Source organism: Streptomyces sp. SID486, assembly GCF_009865385.1.
Taxonomy (GTDB): Bacteria; Actinomycetota; Actinomycetes; order Streptomycetales; family Streptomycetaceae; genus Streptomyces.
In genome coordinates this window covers 1-16,336 of record NZ_WWJT01000189.1, presented here as the reverse complement: position 1 = coordinate 16,336, position 16,336 = coordinate 1, and the positions used below count along the sequence as shown (strand labels likewise).

General features: G+C 71.6%; 16 protein-coding genes. 6 read left to right on the top strand and 10 right to left on the bottom strand.

What is annotated here, in order from left to right:
- Positions 1 to 88: 88 nt before the first annotated feature.
- From GT045_RS09120 to GT045_RS09110, 3 genes are all read right to left on the bottom strand, one after another.
- On the bottom strand, positions 89 to 850 hold the full coding sequence (locus GT045_RS09120; RefSeq protein ID WP_161288046.1) for a GntR family transcriptional regulator: 762 nt from the start codon (positions 848 to 850) through the stop codon (positions 89 to 91).
- Between the two features lie 215 nt (positions 851 to 1,065).
- Positions 1,066 to 1,851 (bottom strand): glucosamine-6-phosphate deaminase, encoded by a 786-nt coding sequence (gene nagB, locus GT045_RS09115; protein WP_161288044.1) that lies wholly within the window; start codon positions 1,849 to 1,851, stop codon positions 1,066 to 1,068.
- Positions 1,852 to 2,015: 164 nt separating this feature from the next.
- A complete protein-coding gene (locus tag GT045_RS09110; protein ID WP_161333853.1) occupies positions 2,016 to 2,768 on the bottom strand; it encodes an SDR family oxidoreductase in 753 nt (250 codons plus the stop codon).
- Between the two features lie 92 nt (positions 2,769 to 2,860).
- On the opposite strand from GT045_RS09110, the gene GT045_RS09105 reads away from it, so the two are divergent.
- Positions 2,861 to 3,490, top strand: a complete 630-nt coding sequence (locus GT045_RS09105; protein WP_161288040.1) for a TetR/AcrR family transcriptional regulator — start codon at positions 2,861 to 2,863, stop codon at positions 3,488 to 3,490.
- Positions 3,491 to 3,811: 321 nt separating this feature from the next.
- Positions 3,812 to 5,287: a PAS domain-containing sensor histidine kinase gene (locus tag GT045_RS09100; RefSeq protein WP_161288038.1), complete on the top strand. Its 1,476-nt coding sequence runs from the start codon at positions 3,812 to 3,814 to the stop codon at positions 5,285 to 5,287.
- A 251-nt stretch (positions 5,288 to 5,538) separates the two neighbouring features.
- Here the strand turns inward: GT045_RS09100 and GT045_RS09095 are convergent, their stop codons facing one another.
- Positions 5,539 to 5,796, bottom strand: coding sequence for a WhiB family transcriptional regulator (locus tag GT045_RS09095; RefSeq protein ID WP_003992873.1), 258 nt, complete (start codon positions 5,794 to 5,796; stop codon positions 5,539 to 5,541).
- A 322-nt stretch (positions 5,797 to 6,118) separates the two neighbouring features.
- A complete protein-coding gene (locus GT045_RS09090) occupies positions 6,119 to 7,087 on the bottom strand; it encodes a diacylglycerol kinase family protein (protein ID WP_161288036.1) in 969 nt (322 codons plus the stop codon).
- Positions 7,088 to 7,451: 364 nt separating this feature from the next.
- Here GT045_RS09090 and GT045_RS09085 point away from each other — a divergent pair, with 364 nt between their 5' ends.
- Positions 7,452 to 7,904: a hypothetical protein gene (locus GT045_RS09085; RefSeq protein ID WP_161288034.1), complete on the top strand. Its 453-nt coding sequence runs from the start codon at positions 7,452 to 7,454 to the stop codon at positions 7,902 to 7,904.
- 7 nt (positions 7,905 to 7,911) lie between these two features.
- On the opposite strand, the gene GT045_RS09080 is transcribed toward GT045_RS09085, so the two are convergent.
- From GT045_RS09080 to GT045_RS09070, 3 genes are all read right to left on the bottom strand, one after another.
- Complete coding sequence (locus tag GT045_RS09080; protein WP_345942591.1) at positions 7,912 to 9,081, bottom strand: RNA polymerase sigma factor SigF; 1,170 nt, start codon at positions 9,079 to 9,081, stop codon at positions 7,912 to 7,914.
- On the bottom strand, positions 9,078 to 9,494 hold the full coding sequence (locus GT045_RS09075) for an anti-sigma regulatory factor (protein WP_161297102.1): 417 nt from the start codon (positions 9,492 to 9,494) through the stop codon (positions 9,078 to 9,080). The genes GT045_RS09080 and GT045_RS09075 overlap by 4 nt, the downstream gene beginning before the upstream one ends.
- A 296-nt stretch (positions 9,495 to 9,790) precedes the next feature.
- Positions 9,791 to 10,051 (bottom strand): UBP-type zinc finger domain-containing protein, encoded by a 261-nt coding sequence (locus GT045_RS09070; protein WP_161297100.1) that lies wholly within the window; start codon positions 10,049 to 10,051, stop codon positions 9,791 to 9,793.
- A gap of 58 nt (positions 10,052 to 10,109) precedes the next feature.
- Here GT045_RS09070 and GT045_RS09065 point away from each other — a divergent pair, with 58 nt between their 5' ends.
- Positions 10,110 to 11,693: a Na+/H+ antiporter gene (locus GT045_RS09065; protein ID WP_161297098.1), complete on the top strand. Its 1,584-nt coding sequence runs from the start codon at positions 10,110 to 10,112 to the stop codon at positions 11,691 to 11,693.
- Here the strand turns inward: GT045_RS09065 and GT045_RS09060 are convergent.
- A complete protein-coding gene (locus tag GT045_RS09060) occupies positions 11,690 to 12,607 on the bottom strand; it encodes a pyridoxal-phosphate dependent enzyme (protein ID WP_161297096.1) in 918 nt (305 codons plus the stop codon). The two genes, GT045_RS09065 and GT045_RS09060, sit on opposite strands and share 4 nt — an antisense overlap.
- Before the next feature lie 78 nt (positions 12,608 to 12,685).
- Positions 12,686 to 13,279, bottom strand: coding sequence for an N-acetylmuramoyl-L-alanine amidase (locus tag GT045_RS09055; RefSeq protein WP_161297093.1), 594 nt, complete (start codon positions 13,277 to 13,279; stop codon positions 12,686 to 12,688).
- 294 nt (positions 13,280 to 13,573) lie between these two features.
- On the opposite strand from GT045_RS09055, the gene GT045_RS09050 reads away from it, so the two are divergent.
- Positions 13,574 to 14,980 (top strand): family 2B encapsulin nanocompartment shell protein, encoded by a 1,407-nt coding sequence (locus GT045_RS09050; protein ID WP_161297091.1) that lies wholly within the window; start codon positions 13,574 to 13,576, stop codon positions 14,978 to 14,980.
- A gap of 112 nt (positions 14,981 to 15,092) precedes the next feature.
- Complete coding sequence (locus GT045_RS09045; RefSeq protein WP_161333851.1) at positions 15,093 to 16,235, top strand: family 2 encapsulin nanocompartment cargo protein polyprenyl transferase; 1,143 nt, start codon at positions 15,093 to 15,095, stop codon at positions 16,233 to 16,235.
- Positions 16,236 to 16,336 lie beyond the last annotated feature (101 nt).

Here is a 16,336-nt window from a genome sequence, read left to right as displayed (position 1 = left end):
ATGCGCAGGCAATCTAGGTGACGGTGTCGTGACAGCGGAAGACCTCGTCCGTATATCGGTATCCCGATGCGGCGGACGGGGGCCGCCGTCAGTCCACCGGCCGCTTGAGCCGGGCCACGAACTTGTACCGGTCCCCCCGGTACACCGACCGCACCCACTCCACCGGCTTGCCCTCGCGGTCCACCGAGTGGCGGGAGAGCATGAGCATCGGCAGCCCCACGTCGGTACCGAGCAGGCCGGCCTCGCGCGGGGTGGCCAGGGAGGTCTCGATGGTCTCCTCGGCCTCGGCGAGGTGCACGTCGTAGACCTCGGCGAGCGCGGTGTACAGGGACGTGTACTTCACCAGCGAGCGCCTGAGCGCCGGGAAGCGCTTGGCCGACAGGTGGGTGGTCTCGATCGCCATCGGCTCGCCGTTGGCCATGCGCAGCCGCTCGATGCGCAGCACCCGCCCGCCGGCGGTGATGTCGAGCAGCTCGGCGAGCCGGTCGTCTGCGGTGATGTACCCGATGTCGAGCAGCTGCGAGGTCGGCTCCAGACCCTGTGCCCGCATGTCCTCGGTGTAGGAGGTGAGCTGCAGCGCCTGGGAGACCTTGGGCTTGGCGACGAAGGTGCCCTTGCCCTGGATGCGTTCGAGCCGGCCCTCGACGACCAGTTCCTGCAGGGCCTGGCGCACGGTGGTGCGGGAGGTGTCGAACTCGGCGGCCAGCGTGCGCTCGGGCGGCACGGGCGTGCCCGGGGCCTGCGTCTCCGTCATGTCGAGCAGGTGCTTCTTCAAGCGGTAGTACTTGGGCACGCGCGCGGTACGGGTCGTGCCGGCCTCGTTCTCCGCACTGCTGACGTCGGTGGTCATGCTCTGCCTTCCCGGCTCCGGATGCCGAAAGCGACCGACATCCCATCGGCCACGGCTCACATCGTGGCACGGGTTGTTGTGTCAGGACTCCACCCGCACGCTCCGTGATCTCCTCTATATACCGTTGCACCCGCTGTTGGTCTAGTCCATCGGGGCGGACGGGCGCTGCCGGCCCGTCACCGTCCGCGCCCCCGCCGCCCCACCGGTGTCCCGGACTAGATCCCCTGCCACCGCGGCTTGTGGGCGTAGGTGTGCCGGAAGTAGTCGGCCAGCTTGAGCTTGGACGCGGCGGCCTCGTCCACCACCACCGTGGCATGCGGGTGCAGCTGGAGCGCGGAGGCCGGGCAGACGGCCGCGACCGGGCCCTCGACCGTGGCGGCGACCGCGTCCGCCTTGCCCTCGCCGGTCGCCAGCAGCACCAGGTGCCGGGCTTCCAGGATCGTCCCGATGCCCTGGGTGATGACGTGGTGCGGGACCTGTTCGATGTCACCGTCGAAGAAGCGGGCGTTGTCGATCCGGGTCTGTTCGGTCAGCGTCTTGATCCGGGTACGCGAGGCGAGCGAGGAGCAGGGCTCGTTGAACCCGATGTGGCCGTCCGTCCCGATGCCGAGCAGTTGCAGGTCCACCCCGCCAGCCTCGGCGAGCGCGCGGTCGTACGCCTCGCAGGCCGCCTGGACGTCCTGGGCCGTGCCGTCCGGTCCCATGAAGGCGTCCATGTCCGTGCCCAGTGGTTCCAGCACCTCGCGGCGCAGGACCGAGCGATAGGACTCGGGGTGCTCCGGGGGCAGTCCCACGTACTCGTCGAGCTGGGCTATCCGGGCCCGGGAGACATCCACGGACCCGGCGCGCACCTTGGCGGTCAGGGCCTGGTAGACGGGCAGCGGGGTGGAGCCGGTGGCCACGCCGAGCAGGGCGTCGGGCTTGCGTCGCAGCAGCTGGGCCATGGCCTCGGCGATCAGCTCGCCACCCGCGGCGGCGTCCGGAACGATGACAACTTCCACGCTGGGCCTGCCGTTCTGAAGAGGGCTCTGTGCGTCTATGTGGTTTAGACCAATCTAACAGAATCGGCGTTGGGCGGGCGTGGGCGAGAAGGGGATTTCCCGGGCCCCCCCGGGCTCGCGGCCGCCCGGCAATCCCCTGTTCCCCCGCCCGTCGGGTTCCGTTCTCAGGTGAGCGAGCCCCCCGTCGCGTCGAGCCAGTGGCCGGTCACCCAGCGGCCGTCCTCCGAGACCAGGAACGCCACCACGTCGGCGATGTCCTGCGGTGTCCCCACCCGCCCCAGGGCCGAGTAGGCGGCCGCCGCCTCGCGTGCCTCGTCGCTCGCGCGCAGCCATGAGGCGTTGATGTCGGTGTCCACGATGCCGGGCGCCACCGAGTTCACCGTGATCCCGCGCGGGCCGAGCACCTTGGACAGGTCCCGGGTGAAGACGTCCAGCGCCGCCTTGGTCATCCCGTAGGCGATGGTCTGGGGCATGAGGGCGGAGCGCGCCAGCCCGGACGATATGTTCACCACCCGCCCGCCGTCCCGCAGCCGCTCCGCGCCGAGCCGGGTCAGGAAGAACGGTGCCTTCACGTTCACCGCGAAGAGCCGGTCGTACTCCTCCTCGTCGATCTCGGCGAACGGGCGCGTGGCGCCGATGCCCGCGTTGTGCACGAGGATGTCCAGCCCGTCCGCGTGCCGGTCGAACTCCTCCCACAGTCGCCGGGCGTCCCCGGGCGTCCCCAGTTCCGCCCCGATCGCGAACGCCGAACCGCCGCCCGCCTCGATCGCCGCGACCGTCTCCTTCGCGGCGGTCTCGTTGCTGCCGTAGTGCACCGCCACCCGGGCGCCGTCCCGCCCGAGCCGCTCGGCGATCGCCCGCCCGATGCCCCGGCTGCCGCCCGTGACCAGCGCCGTCTTCCCCGTGAGCGCACCCATGACTGCCCCTCCGAATTTCCTAGCGATCGATACAGAAAAACCGTACACCGCCGCCCGGTCAATTTTCTAGGGCACGCTATAAAATAGTCGTCATGGTGACGGGACAGGAAGCGCAGGCGCAGGGCGGCACGGGCAGGGCGCGGGGCCGGCCGCGCTCCTTCGACCGGGCCACGGCGCTGGAGAAGGCGCTGATGGCCTTCTGGGAGCGCGGGTACGAGGCCACCTCGGTCTCCGACCTCACCCGGATCATGGGCATCGGCGCCCCCAGTCTGTACGCGGCCTTCGGGGACAAGCGGACCCTGTTCGACGAGGTGGTGCGCGTCTACGCAGGCACCCACGGCGCCTTCGGGGAGCGTGCCCTCGCCGAGGAGCCCACGGTCCGCGAGGGCGTCGCGCGCATGCTCCGCGAGGCCGCCGCCGAGTACACCGACCCCGCCCATCCCTACGGCTGCCTCATCGTGCACGCCGCCATCAACTGCACGAGCGCCGAGGTCGAGGCACTGCTGCGAGAGCGGCGCAACGCCGACCTGGCCGCCCTCGAGTCCCGGATCCGGGCGGACGTCGCGGCCGGATCGCTGCCGGCCGGCACCGACGCGGCCGCCCTCGCCCGGCACACCGGCGCGATGATCCAGGGCATGTCGCAGCAGGCCCGGGACGGCGCACGCCGGGAGGAACTGGAGGCGCTCGCGGAAATTGCCATGACCATCTGGCCCCACGACTGACCTGGGCGGGCTAGGCTGCGTGGCATCGCGTGCCGGCGCCTCCACGGCGAGGACGCTTCCCGACCGTGGACACGCCGTCCTGGTCTAGTCCACAATCGACAACAGCAAGCCTCCGTCTTCCCCGCACAGGAAGACGGACCGAGGAACCGGCGCTCTCTGCCCTGACTGCCCCGGTTCCTCGACCTTCGGCCGACCGGGACCGCACACCCCGCGGCCGATGATGCTCCGGGCTGCGGTGCCGGGAGGGCTGAGGGTCCCTTCCAGGCGCCGCGGCCCGCGGGTGTTTTCCGGCCACCCGCGAGCCGCGGGTACGCTCGCCACGTGCCCTCCATGAACGAACTCGTACGCCAGCACACCGCCCTCGACGACTCCGATCTCGAGTGGCTCCACCTGCTGGTCTCGGAGTGGCAGCTGCTCTCCGACCTCTCCTTCGCCGACCTGGTGCTGTGGGTTCCCACCCGGGACGGCACGCGGTACGTCTCCATCGCCCAGATGCGCCCCAACACCGGCCCGACGTCCTACCAGGACGACATGGTCGGCCACCTGGTCCCGCGCGGCCGGCGGCCCATGCTCGACGTGGCTCTGGACGAGGGCCGGATCGTGCGCGAGGGGGACCCGGAGTGGCGCGAAGAGGTCCCCGTACGGGTGGAGTCCATCCCCGTACGGCGTGAGGGGCGCGTCCTCGGCGTGATCGCCCGCAACACCAACCTGCTCACCGTGCGCACCCCGAGCCGCCTTGAGCTCACCTATCTCCAGAGCGCCTCGGACCTCGCGCAGATGATCGCGGCCGGTTCCTTCCCCTTCCCCGACCAGCAGGTCGACATGGACGCCTCGCCGCGCGTCGGCGACGGCCTGATCCGGCTGGACGCGGACGGCATCGTCCAGTACGCCTCCCCGAACGCCCTCTCCGCCTACCACCGGCTCGGCCTCGCCGCCGACCTGGTCGGTCACCACCTCGGCCAGACCACCGCCGAAATCGCCCCCACCCGGGGGCCGGTGGACGAGGCGCTGGCCAAGGTGGCCAGCGGCTGGGCGCCGCGCGAGTTCGAGATCGAGGCCCACGACGGTGTCATCCAGGTCCGGGCCATCCCGCTCAAACCCAAGGGGACGCGCATCGGTTCGCTGGTGCTGCTCCGGGACGTCACCGAACTGCGGCGGCGCGAGCGTGAGCTGATCACCAAGGACGCCACCATCCGGGAGATCCACCACCGGGTGAAGAACAACCTCCAGACGGTCGCCGCCCTGCTCCGCCTGCAGGCCCGCCGCATCGAGTCCGAACGCGGCCGGGAGGCGCTGGAGGAGGCGGTCCGCCGGGTCGGCTCGATCGCGATCGTGCATGAGACGCTGTCTCAGAACCTGGATGAGCGGGTGGAGTTCGACGACATCGCCGACCGGGTGCTGGCCATGGTCGCCGAGATCTCCCCGGGCAAGGTGGCCGGCCGGCGCAGCGGACGGTTCGGCATACTCGACGCCGAGGTGGCCACCCCGCTGTCCATGGTCCTCACCGAGATCCTGCAGAACGCCCTGGAGCACGGCTTCCGGGAGGGCGACACCGGCACGGTCGAGGTCTCCGCGGTGCGTGGCGGCACCACCAAGGAAGCGCGTCTGCTGGTCACCGTCCAGGACGACGGCGTCGGCCTGCCCGAGGGCTTCGACCCGCACCGCTCGGGCAACCTGGGCCTGCAGATCGTACGGACCCTGGTGGAGGGCGAGTTGGGCGGTTCCTTCGACATGGTGCCGGCGCCGGAGCGCGGGACGCGGGTGATCCTCGACATTCCGGTGCGAGCACAGAAGTGAGCAACCGCCCTGGGGCCTGCCGCTCATGGCGGCGCCGCGGGGGAGCGGGAACAGCAAAAAGCCCCGGACCGCCATTGGTCCGAGGCTGATGCTCGTTACTGCTCTGCGTGTACCGCGATGGGGTTCCCCGGTCCGGGCGAAGCCGGGGGCCGGGGGAGCATCGGGGGAACTGCGCGCTGCGGCTCGGGGGCGGGAGATGCGTACGTGCTGTGCGCGCCGCCAAGCTCAGGCTGTCAGCAGGGGTGGATATGTCAGGCGGAGGCCTGACGAGCCCGGTTGCGGGCGGCGCGGCGCTTCATGGCGCGGCGCTCGTCCTCGCTGAGACCACCCCAGACGCCGGAGTCCTGGCCGGACTCGAGCGCCCACTGCAGACACTGCTCGATCACCGGGCAGCGACGGCAGACGGCCTTGGCTTCCTCGATCTGCAGCAGCGCAGGACCGGTGTTGCCGATGGGGAAGAAGAGCTCGGGGTCTTCCTCGCGGCAAACGGCGTTGTGACGCCAGTCCATGGCTGCTACCTCTCCTTGGTATTACGTGCAAGTTGCTTGTGAATGTGAACGCTTTCACGAATCCCTCAACAAGTGAAGGGCCGAACGCCGAGTCTTCACCCGGCGGGGTCCTGTGGTTTGAAGAGGGGTTCTGGCGATCAGTGGAGGCTGGTCTTGCGGGCCGTCCCGATCGCCACGTAGAGACTCGCAAACCTCAGCGGCGGATACAACCCCTTCCGGAAAGTTTTTTTTGATTCCTCGGTGTCGACTAGGTCACAGCCGTACTTCCATGGGGTGGATGCTGGCCTAAACGTTCGAGTGAAAGGACTTTCGCCCGTTCCGCTCACACAATCACACGCAGTGCACGGCGTACGCCTGTGAACGCCACGCTGGTACGCAGCCCCAGGTGGTCACCGTCCATCTGGAGAGGCAGAGGGACCTTCGAATGCAAGGTGAACTGGTCCAGATCGTGCAGCGAGACCGCGTGCTTGCCATGGGGGCCGCGCTCGGGGGACGAAGTGAGCAACTGGGTGCCATACCGGGCGACCGCGGTCGTCGAAAGACGGCTGAGACCCAGCACGTCGATCCCGGTGTCGAACGAGGCTTTGGGTGATGTGTACATGGCCCGATTGCCGAGATACGTCCACGGGGACGTGTTGGAGGCTATGGCGACGACGAGATCCTCCACCGGATCCTCACCGGGCCGTTCGAGCGTGATCGTGCCGTGCCGCCGGTTCGGCTCGCCGAGGAACTGCCGGACCACCTGGCGGACATAGAGCGCGTGCGTGGACTTCTTGCCGCGCTCGCGCTGCTGCTCGACCCGGCCCACCACACCGGCGTCGAAACCCAGCCCGGCGTTGAAGGTGAACCAGCGGGCCGGCGCCGCCTCGTCCTCACTGCCCGGCGGACCCGACGTCAGCCCGAGACCGACCACGCGTTCGGTACGGTCACGCAGCGCGTCCAGCAGCGCGCCGGTGGCCTCGACGGGATCGTTGGGCAGGCCCAGGGCGCGGGCGAAGACGTTCGTGGAACCACCGGGGACGACGGCCAGACCGGGCAGGCTGTCCGGGGCCGGGCCTGCGTGCAGGAGGCCGTTGACCACCTCGTTGACCGTGCCGTCGCCGCCGAGCGCCACCACCAGATCGATGTCGGCGCTCTCCGCCGCCTGCCGGCCGAGGTCGCGTGCGTGGCCGCGGTACTCGGTGGTGACCGCCTCCAGCTTCATCTCGCTGGCCAGGGCGTGGATCAGGACATCGCGTCTGCGTGCACTTGTGGTGGTTGCCGCCGGATTGACCACGAGAAGTGCACGCATGCAAGGCAGCGTACCTACTGGGTGGTACTCGGCCCAGACCGAGTTAGGGATCCGGTAAGAGACGGGGGCGTGAGTCTGGACACGTGACGCTGCCCGTGCGGAGTGACGGCGGGCTCCCCGGGCGCCGCCGTGCGGCCGACCGGTGACCGTCGCGGCCCACCCCGCTTCCCCGCGGCCCCCTCCCTCCCCGGAGGGAGGCCCGCCCCGCTTCCCCGCGGCCCCTTCCCTCTCCGGAGGGAGACCCACCCTGCTTCCCCCCGGCCCTTTCCCTACCCGGAGGGAGGGGCCGCACCTCGGCGGGACCCGGGGCGCCCGGACTCGCACCCGCGGGTCGTCGGCGGGGCCCGACGGCTACCCTGCTGGGGTGAGCAGTCAGCAGAAACCCGCCCCCCGCACCGCCACGGCCGACGCGACCGCGGAGCCGCGCCCGCGTCGGCTGACGTACGCGGCGGTGCTGGCCGCACTGGAGGGCGCGGCCCTGGTGGCCGGCGGCCTGTGGGTGCTCGTCCTCGGGCTCACCGGTGACCCCGACGACCGGCAGCAGGCCGTGACCCTCGGGATCACCCTGGCCGTGCTCGCGCTGCTGCCGCTGCTCGCCGCGCGCGGTCTGCTGCTGCGGCGCGGCTGGAGCCGGGGGCCCGCGGTGATCACCCAGGTCATGGCCCTCCCGGTGGCCTACAACCTGCTTCAGGCCGACAGCATGGCGATCCCGGCCGGTATCGCCCTCGCGGTGGTCGCCGTGGCGGCGCTGGTGCTCCTGGTGAACGGCGAGACGACCCGGGCCCTCGGGATCAAGGGGCCGGGCCGGGCCGAGTAGTCGGCGCTCACTCCTCGACGAGGAGCTTCTCCCGCAGCTGGGCCAGGGTGCGGGCCAGCAGCCGCGAGACGTGCATCTGGGAGATGCCGACCTCCTGCGCGATCTGCGACTGGGTCATGTTGCCGAAGAAGCGCAGCAGCAGGATCCGCTTCTCGCGCGGCGGCAGGTCCTCCAGCAGGGGCTTGAGGGACTCGCGGTACTCCACGCCCTCCAGCGCCTCGTCCTCGGCGCCCAGGGTGTCGGCGACCGCCGGCGACTCGTCGTCGGTGTCGGGGACGTCCAGCGACAGCGTGGAGTACGCGTTCGCGGACTCCAGCCCCTCCAGGACCTCCTCCTCGGAGATCGCGAGCTTCTCGGCCAGCTCGTGTACCGTCGGCGAGCGGCCGTGCAGCTGGGACAGCTCGGCCGTCGCGGTGGTCAGCGCGAGCCGCAGCTCCTGCAGCCGGCGCGGCACGCGGACCGCCCAGCCCTTGTCGCGGAAGTGCCGTTTGATCTCACCGACGACGGTCGGGGTGGCGTAGGTGGAGAACTCCACGCCGCGCTCGGGGTCGAACCGGTCGACGGACTTGATCAGGCCGATCGTGGCGACCTGGGTGAGGTCGTCCAGCGGCTCGCCGCGGTTGCGGAACCGGCGCGCCAGGTGCTCCACGAGCGGCAGGTGCATGCGGACGAGCTGGTTGCGCAGCTCCGCGTACTCCGCACTGCCCGCGTTCAGCTTGCGCAGCTCGACGAACTTCGCCCGCGCCCCGCTGCGGTCGTGGGCGTCATGCCGTGCGGCCTGCACGGACTCCGCGTCCAGCGCGTCGCCCTCGGCGTTTCGCTCGTGCTCGCTCATCGTCCCGCCCGTAGCCCTTCCCCGAGCCCTGGCCCCGGCACGGACGGCGGGTCCGGCGCCGTCGCGTGTCCGCGGTGGCGTGCCCTGTGCGGCATCGTCACCGTCGACCCGCGCGGAGTCGCCCTCCGGGTGGGGTCTGGCCTGTTCGGGGATGCCGTCGATGCCGTCCGCCATGCGCTGGGAACCGTCCCGGGGGCCTGCCCCGGAGGTCTCGGCGCCGCCCCCGCCCTCGGTTCCGCCCGAGCGGGGGGATTCCCATGACCAGGAGGCAGCCCCGTCCCCGGTCGGCAGCTCCCGTGTGCCGCGCTCTTCGTCCCGCACCGGCCCGTCCCCGTTCCTCACGCCGGCCCGGGGCCGACGCCACGCTGTTTGTAGAGGCTGATCGACACCGTCTTGTCCTCGTCCACCGCGGACGAGACCTTGCCCGCGAGGGCCGACAGCACGGTCCAGGCGAAGGTGTCCCGCGAGGGGGCGTGGCCGTCCGTCGTCGGCGCCGACACGGTGACTTCCAGCGAGTCGTCGACGAGCCGGAAGACACAGCTGAGCACCGAGCCGGGCACGGCCTGCTGGAGCAGGATCGCGCAGGCCTCGTCCACGGCGATGCGCAGGTCCTCGATCTCGTCCAGGGTGAAGTCCAAGCGGGCCGCCAGACCGGCCGTGGCCGTCCGCAGCACCGACAGGTAGGCACCCGCAGCCGGAAGCCGGACTTCCACGAAGTCCTGGTTCGTCGCGGGCTCGCCTGCGATCTGGGACACCCTCACCTCCATGGTGGTACAAGCTTTACGGGGCCGAGGGTCGCCCCCCGGGGTAACGCGTACGTCGTTCAGCGGTGACGCTATCGCGCTCCGAACGTTCCTGTCCCGGGACCCCGACCCCCTGGCGTCACTCACAGTAAAGCTGTGGATACGCTCCGTGTCTAGGGGGTTCGCGGGCCCAAATGGGATGAGCGCGCGCCGGGTTGACGTACCCAGACGTCAGACGCTCGAACCGTCGTGCGGCAGCCGCCGCATGCAGTGTCACACGAGAACGCGGTCGGGCGAGACCCGCTCGCTCAGACGAGCACGTGGTCGACGAAGCACCACCGCCAGTCCTCGCCGGGCTCGAAGGTCCGCATCACCGGGTGCCCGGACCTCGCGTGGTGCTCGGTGGCGTGCCGTCCCGGCGAGGAGTCGCAGCAGCCGACATGGCCACAGGTGAGGCACAGCCGCAGCTGCACGGGGTGCGTGCCGTCCCGCAGGCACTCCGGGCAGGTCTCCTGGAGCGGCTCCGGTTCCGGGTGCGGCAGCGCGTCGGAGTGCGTGCACTGTTTCATGATTGCCAGATTACGACGGGTGTGCGGGTGGCCGCGCGGAAAAAGAGGGTGGGAGACCATGGACGTGATGCCGCTGCTGTTGCTGGTGGCGGGGAGCGCGGCGGTGGCCGCGGCGGCCCGGCGCACTCCCGCGCCGGCCCCGCTGCTGCTCGTCGCCGTCGGCCTGCTGGTCTCCTACATCCCCGGAGTGCCGTCGTACACCCTCGATCCGCACGTCGTCCTGCCGCTGCTGCTGCCCCCGCTGCTGTACACCTCGGCCAGCGACAGCTCCTACCTCGACCTGCGGGCGCAGCTGCGGCCGGTGGCGCTGCTGTCGGTGGGCTACGTGCTCTTCGCGACCCTCGTCGTCGGCTGGGCCGCCTACCTGATCGTCCCCGGACTGCCGCTGCCCGCCGCGCTGGTGCTGGGCGCGGTGGTGGCACCGCCGGACGCGGTGGCCGCCACGGCGGTCGCGCGCCGGGTCGGGCTGCCCTCCCGGATCACCACCATCCTCCAGGGCGAGTCCCTGCTGAACGACGCCACGGCGATCACCGCCTACAAGGTGGCGCTCGGCGCCGCCGTCGGCGAGGGCGCCACCTGGGGCGGCGGGATCGGCGAGTTCGCGCTCGCCGCCGTCGGCGGGGTCGGCATCGGCCTCGTCCTCATGGCGCCCCTGCACTGGCTGCGCACACACCTGACCGAGCCGCTGCTGCAGAACACCCTCTCGCTGCTGATCCCGTTCGTCGCCTACGGCGTCGCCGAGCAGGCGCACGCCTCCGGTGTGCTCGCCGTCGTGGTCGTCGCCCTCTACCTGGGTCACCGCGCGTGGGAGGTCGACTTCGCCACCAGGCTCCAGGAGGAGGCCGTGTGGAAGATGGTCGCCTTCGTCCTGGAGTCCGCGGTGTTCGCCCTGATCGGCCTGCAACTGCCGATCGTCCTCAAGCGGCTCGGCGAGTACGAGGGCACCTCCGCCGCCTGGTACGCGGTGGCCGTCTTCCTGGTCGTGGTCGTGGCCCGGTTCGTCTGGGTCTACCCGGCGACCTTCCTGCCCCGGCTGCTGTCCGCGCGGATCAGGGAGCGGGAGCAGGACCCCACCTGGCGAGGCGCGATGGTCACCTCGTGGGCCGGCATGCGCGGTGTCGTGTCCCTGGCGATCGCCTTCTCGATCCCGCCGACCATGGCCGACGGCCCACGCAACCTGATCCTCTTCCTGACCTTCACGACCGTCATCGGCACGCTCGTCGTCCAGGGCGTGACGCTGCCGCCGCTGATCCGGCTGCTGAAGTTCCCCGGCCGCGACCGGCAGGCCGAGACGCTTGCCGAGGCCAACGCCCAGGCGCAGGCGTCCCGGGCCGCGGACGCCCGGCTCGACGAGCTCCTCGAGGACGAGCGCAACGCCCTGCCGCCGCCGCTCGCCGACCGGCTGCGGATGGTCCTGGAGCGCCGCCGCAACGCCGTCTGGGAGCGGCTCGGCCAGGTCAACCCGGTCACCGGCGAGTCCGTGGACGACACCTACCGCCGCCTGTCCCGCGCGATGATCAGCGCCGAGCGCGAGGTCTTCGTCCGGCTCCGGGACCACCGGTACATCGACGACGAGATGCTGCGCGCCCTGCTCAGACGTCTGGACCTGGAGGAGGCGGCGGCCTTCAGGGAGGTCGCCTAGCGTTCCGGGGCGGCCGCCGGGTGCGGGAACGGGCGGCCGGTGACGACGGCCGCCACCGCGGTCCCGCGCGCGAAGGCGCCCTCTTCGGCGAGGGCGACGAGTCCGTACAGCAACTTGGCGACATAGAGACGTTCCACGGGGAGGCCGTGGCGCTGCTCGAAGTCCAGTGCGAACGCCTCCAGTTCCGGGGTCGTCCGCGCGTAGCCGCCGCAGTGGAAGCGGTCGTCCAGCGACCATGTGCCGCTGCGGGCGCCGAAGGCGCTCTCCTGCAGGGCTTGCACGTCGGCCTCCAGGAAACCGCCTCGCACGACCGGTACGCCGAGTGCCCGCTGGCCGGGCGCGAGTCCGGCGGCGAGACCGGCGAGCGTGCCGCCGGTGCCGCAGGCGACCGCCACGACGCCGGCCCGGCCGCGCAGTTCCACGCCCAGGGCACGGCAGCCGCGCACCGCCTCGGCGTTGCTGCCGCCCTCGGGGACGACGTACGCCTCCTCGGCGCCGGCCGCGCGCAGGATCCCGGCGAGGGTGTCCGGGTCGGTCTTGCGGCGGTACGCCGACCTGTCGACGAAGTGCAGCCGCATGCCGTCGGCCGCGCACCGGGCCAGGGACGGGTTCAGCGGGCGGCCGGCCAGCTCCTGGCCGCGGACCACGCCCGTGGTGGGCACGCCCAGCAGGCGGCCCGCGGCGGCGGTGGCCCGCAGGTGGTTGGAGTAGGCCCCGCCGAAGGTGACCAGGGGGCGGCCCCGTGCCGCCGCGAGGTTCGGCACCAGCTTGCGCCACTTGTTGCCGATCAGATCGGGGTGGATCAGGTCGTCGCGCTTGAGCAGCAGCCGCAGTCCCCGGCGGCCGAAACGTCCGTCGTGTATCTCCTGGAGGGGGGAGGGCGGACGAGGCGCGAGCGGGTCAGGGCTGGTCACGGCCTCATTGTCGCCCCGGGCCCGAGAACTCCGCGACCGGCCACGACCGCCCCGCGGGCCGCTCCACGCCCGGCGGCGCTACCCCTTCAAGCGTCCGGCGATCCGCTCCCGCAGCCAGGACATCGTGAACCCCCGGGGGTCGACCTTGCCCGGCTGCCACTCCCGGTGGCCGATGACCGACCGTTCCGTCCAGCCGTGGTGGCGGCACAGCGCCGCGGCGACCCGTTCGACCGCGTCGAGTTGTCCGTCCGGCCACGGGTCCTTCCCGTCGCCGAGGTTCTCGCACTCGAAGCCGTAGAAGTGCCGGTTGCCGTCCGTGTTCGCCTCGTCGTCCGGCGGCAGCCTCTTCTCGGCGATCACCGCCCGCAGCACCTCGTCGTCACCGAGCCCGGCGTGGTTGGCGCGCCCGTAGCCGACCAGGTGGACCGTGCCGTCCTTGGTGATCACGCCGTGGCACAGCGGCCCCGGCAGCTCCGGATAACCGTCCCGGCACAGCTCGACCGTCTGCGCACCGCCCCGGGTCGCGGTGTGGTGGATCATCACGCCGTGGAGGGGCCCCCAGGGCCCCTTGTGGTTGCGGTTGTGGTCCTGCCAGTCGCCGACCTCGACGACCGTGACGCCCTCCGCCCGGAGCGCGTCCAGAAATCCGCTCGCCGACATGGGTGGGGCCATGCCCGACTCCTTCGCGCCGTGCCCGTCCGGCCACCGGTGGCGGCCGTCTGTCCTGCCTGCTTCTACCGAAACCGGACGTCCGGGGACACATCGTTCGTATGTTGTGCGAGCCGATCCGGACAGGTGGCGCAGACCGTGGGGGCGCGGCGGGATCCCTCTTCTTGCCCAGTAATCCGATGATCCATTCCCCCTCTTTCGGGTAATGGCGCGGACACGTTCCGTGCTGGAAGGCTCGGGTCGAGACCGGTGCCCGGTGCGGTTCGGCACCGGGCATACATGGGAGGGCATTTCTCTATGTCGGTAGGCGAAGAGGTCCGCACGGATCAGGGCAAGCCGCAGCAGTCCCTCGGGACGGCGGCAGCGCGGAACCTGGCCACCACCACCAAGTCCGTTCCCCAGATGCAGGAGATCAGCTCCCGCTGGCTGCTGCGCACGCTTCCCTGGGTGGATCTCCAGGGCGGCACGTACCGGGTGAACCGGCGACTTACCTACGCCGTGGGCGACGGCCGCATCACCTTCGTGAAGACCGGGGACCAGGTGGAGGTCATCCCGGCCGAACTGGGCGAGCTGCCGGCCCTGCGGTCGTACGAGGACGAGGAGGTGCTGACGGAGCTCGCCCGGCGCTGCCACCAGCGCGAGTTCGCCCCCGGAGAGGTGATCGCCGACTTCGGCAACCAGACGAACGAGGTCTACCTCCTCGCCCACGGACGGGTGGAGAAGATCGGCACGGGACCCTACGGCGACGACGCCGTCCTCGGAGTCCTCGCCGACGGCGCCTACTTCGGCGAGCAGGCGCTGCTCGACCCGGAGGCCATCTGGGAGTACACCGTCCGGGCGGACACCGCGAGCACCGTCCTGACCCTCAGCCGCCAGGACTTCGAGCAGGTCGCGGAGCGCTCCGACTCGCTGGGACGGCACCTGGAGCAGCTGCGCGCGGTCCCCGAGCAGCGGACCAACAAGTACGGCGAGAAGGAGGTCGAGCTGGCGGCCGGCCACTCCGGCGAGCCCGACATCCCGCACACCTTCGTGGACTACGAGCCGCGGCCCCGCGAGTACGAACTGAGCATCGCCCAGACCGTCCTGCGCATCCACTCGCGCGTGGCCGACCTGTACAACCAGCCGATGAACCAGACCGAGCAGCAGCTGCGGCTCACGGTCGAGGCGCTGAAGGAGCGCCAGGAGCACGAGCTGGTCAACAACCCGGAGTTCGGGCTCCTCAGCAACTGCGAGTACGACCAGCGGATCCAGCCGCACGACGGCGTGCCCAGCCCGGACGACCTGGACGAGCTGCTCAGCCGCCGCCGGGGCACCAAGCTGCTCCTGGCCCACCCGCGCGCCATCGCCGCCATCGGGCGCGAGCTGAACAAGCGGGGCCTGGTCCCGGAGACGATCGACATCGCCGGCAACCGCATCCCCACCTGGCGCGGTGTGCCGATCTACCCGTGCAACAAGATCCCGATCAGCGAGGCGCGTACGACCTCCATCATCGCCATGCGTACCGGCGAGTCGGAGCAGGGCGTCATCGGCCTCCGCCAGTCCGGCATCCCGGACGAGATCGAGCCGAGCCTGTCCGTCCGGTTCATGGGCATCAACGAACAGGCGATCATCAAGTACCTGGTGACGGCGTACTACTCGGCCGCCGTCCTCGTGCCCGACGCGCTCGGCGTACTGGAGAACGTCGAGATCGGCCGTTGGAGGTGACGTTTCCGCACGTCGCGGCCGTGTCTCCGTCCACCGGGACGGGTAGGCCCTCGTGGTATGCGTCCGGCCGGGCCGGTGCCGCCGGCCCGCGCGGACCAGGCGAGGGGGGAGCATGGCCGAGTTCATGACGGAGACCGAGGAACGTGCCGCCGGTGTGCCGCGTCCCGGCACGGCGGGTCAGTCCGGGGAGAAGGCGGGGGACGACGCCGGCGCGACCGACGGGCAGGAGGCGGTCGCCCAGCTGGAGCGCACCCGGGCCCTGGTCGACCCGGAGCTGCGCGCGGCGGTGGAATCGCTGCCCGGTGCCATGCGCCGGGTCGGGCTCTACCACTTCGGCTGGCAGCACGCCGACGGCACGCCGGCGACGGGCAACGCGGGCAAGGCGATCAGGCCGGCGCTCGTGCTGGCCGCCGCCACCGCCCTCGGTGGCCCGGCGGCCCGCGCGGCGGCGGTCCGGGCGGCCGTGGCGGTCGAACTGGTCCACAACTTCACGCTGTTGCACGACGACGTGATGGACCGCGACACCACCCGCAGGCACCGGCCGACCGCGTGGTCCGTGTTCGGGGTCGCCGACGCGATCCTCGCCGGGGACGCCGTCCAGGCGCTTGCCCTGCGGCTGCTCGCCGAGGACCCGCACCCGGCCTCCGTCCCGGCCGCGGCCCGGCTCGCGTCCTGTGTGGTGGAGCTGTGCGAGGGGCAGCACGTGGACACCGACCTGGAGCGGCGTGCGCCGGAATCGGTCACCCTCGACGAGGTGCTGGCGATGGCCGAGGCCAAGACCGGCGCGCTGCTGGGCTGTGCCTGCGCGGTCGGCGGGCTGTACGCGGGGGCGAGCGAGGAGGTGGTGGACGCGCTGGACGGCTTCGGCCGGCAGGCGGGGCTCGCCTTCCAGCTGATCGACGACGTCATCGGCATATGGGGGGACCCGCGGCACACCGGCAAGCCGGCCGGTGCGGATCTCGTCGCCCGTAAGAAGTCCCTGCCGGTGGTGGCGGCGCTCACCTCGGGCACCCCGGCGGCGGCCGAACTCGCCGCGCTGTACGGGAAGCCGTACCTCGAAGGGGAGGCGGAGGACGGGGAGATCGCGCGTACGGCACTGGCGGTCGAGCAGGCCGGGGGCCGGGACTGGGCGCAGGCCGAGGCGGCCGACCGGATGGCCCGGGCCGTCCAGGAACTCGCCCGCGCGGTGCCCGGCCCCGAGGCGGCGGGCGGTCTGCTGGCGCTCGCCGAGTTCGTCACCCGGCGGACCAGCTGAGGGTGCCGGCGCGGCGGTCATGAGGACGCCGGTGCGGGGATCCGAGGACGCCGCCGGTGCAGGGACCCGAGGGCGTTGCCGGTGCAGGGATCCGAGGGCGT

Coding starts and splice junctions, on each gene's coding strand:
- GT045_RS09120 (WP_161288046.1), bottom strand. CDS start 850: ATGACCACCGACGTCAGCAGTGCGGAGAACGAGGCCGGCACGACCCGT.
- GT045_RS09110 (WP_161333853.1), bottom strand. CDS start 2,768: ATGGGTGCGCTCACGGGGAAGACGGCGCTGGTCACGGGCGGCAGCCGG.
- GT045_RS09105 (WP_161288040.1), top strand. CDS start 2,861: ATGGTGACGGGACAGGAAGCGCAGGCGCAGGGCGGCACGGGCAGGGCG.
- GT045_RS09095 (WP_003992873.1), bottom strand. CDS start 5,796: ATGGACTGGCGTCACAACGCCGTTTGCCGCGAGGAAGACCCCGAGCTC.
- GT045_RS09090 (WP_161288036.1), bottom strand. CDS start 7,087: ATGCGTGCACTTCTCGTGGTCAATCCGGCGGCAACCACCACAAGTGCA.
- GT045_RS09070 (WP_161297100.1), bottom strand. CDS start 10,051: ATGAAACAGTGCACGCACTCCGACGCGCTGCCGCACCCGGAACCGGAG.
- GT045_RS09065 (WP_161297098.1), top strand. CDS start 10,110: ATGGACGTGATGCCGCTGCTGTTGCTGGTGGCGGGGAGCGCGGCGGTG.
- GT045_RS09055 (WP_161297093.1), bottom strand. CDS start 13,279: ATGGCCCCACCCATGTCGGCGAGCGGATTTCTGGACGCGCTCCGGGCG.
- GT045_RS09050 (WP_161297091.1), top strand. CDS start 13,574: ATGTCGGTAGGCGAAGAGGTCCGCACGGATCAGGGCAAGCCGCAGCAG.
- GT045_RS09045 (WP_161333851.1), top strand. CDS start 15,093: ATGGCCGAGTTCATGACGGAGACCGAGGAACGTGCCGCCGGTGTGCCG.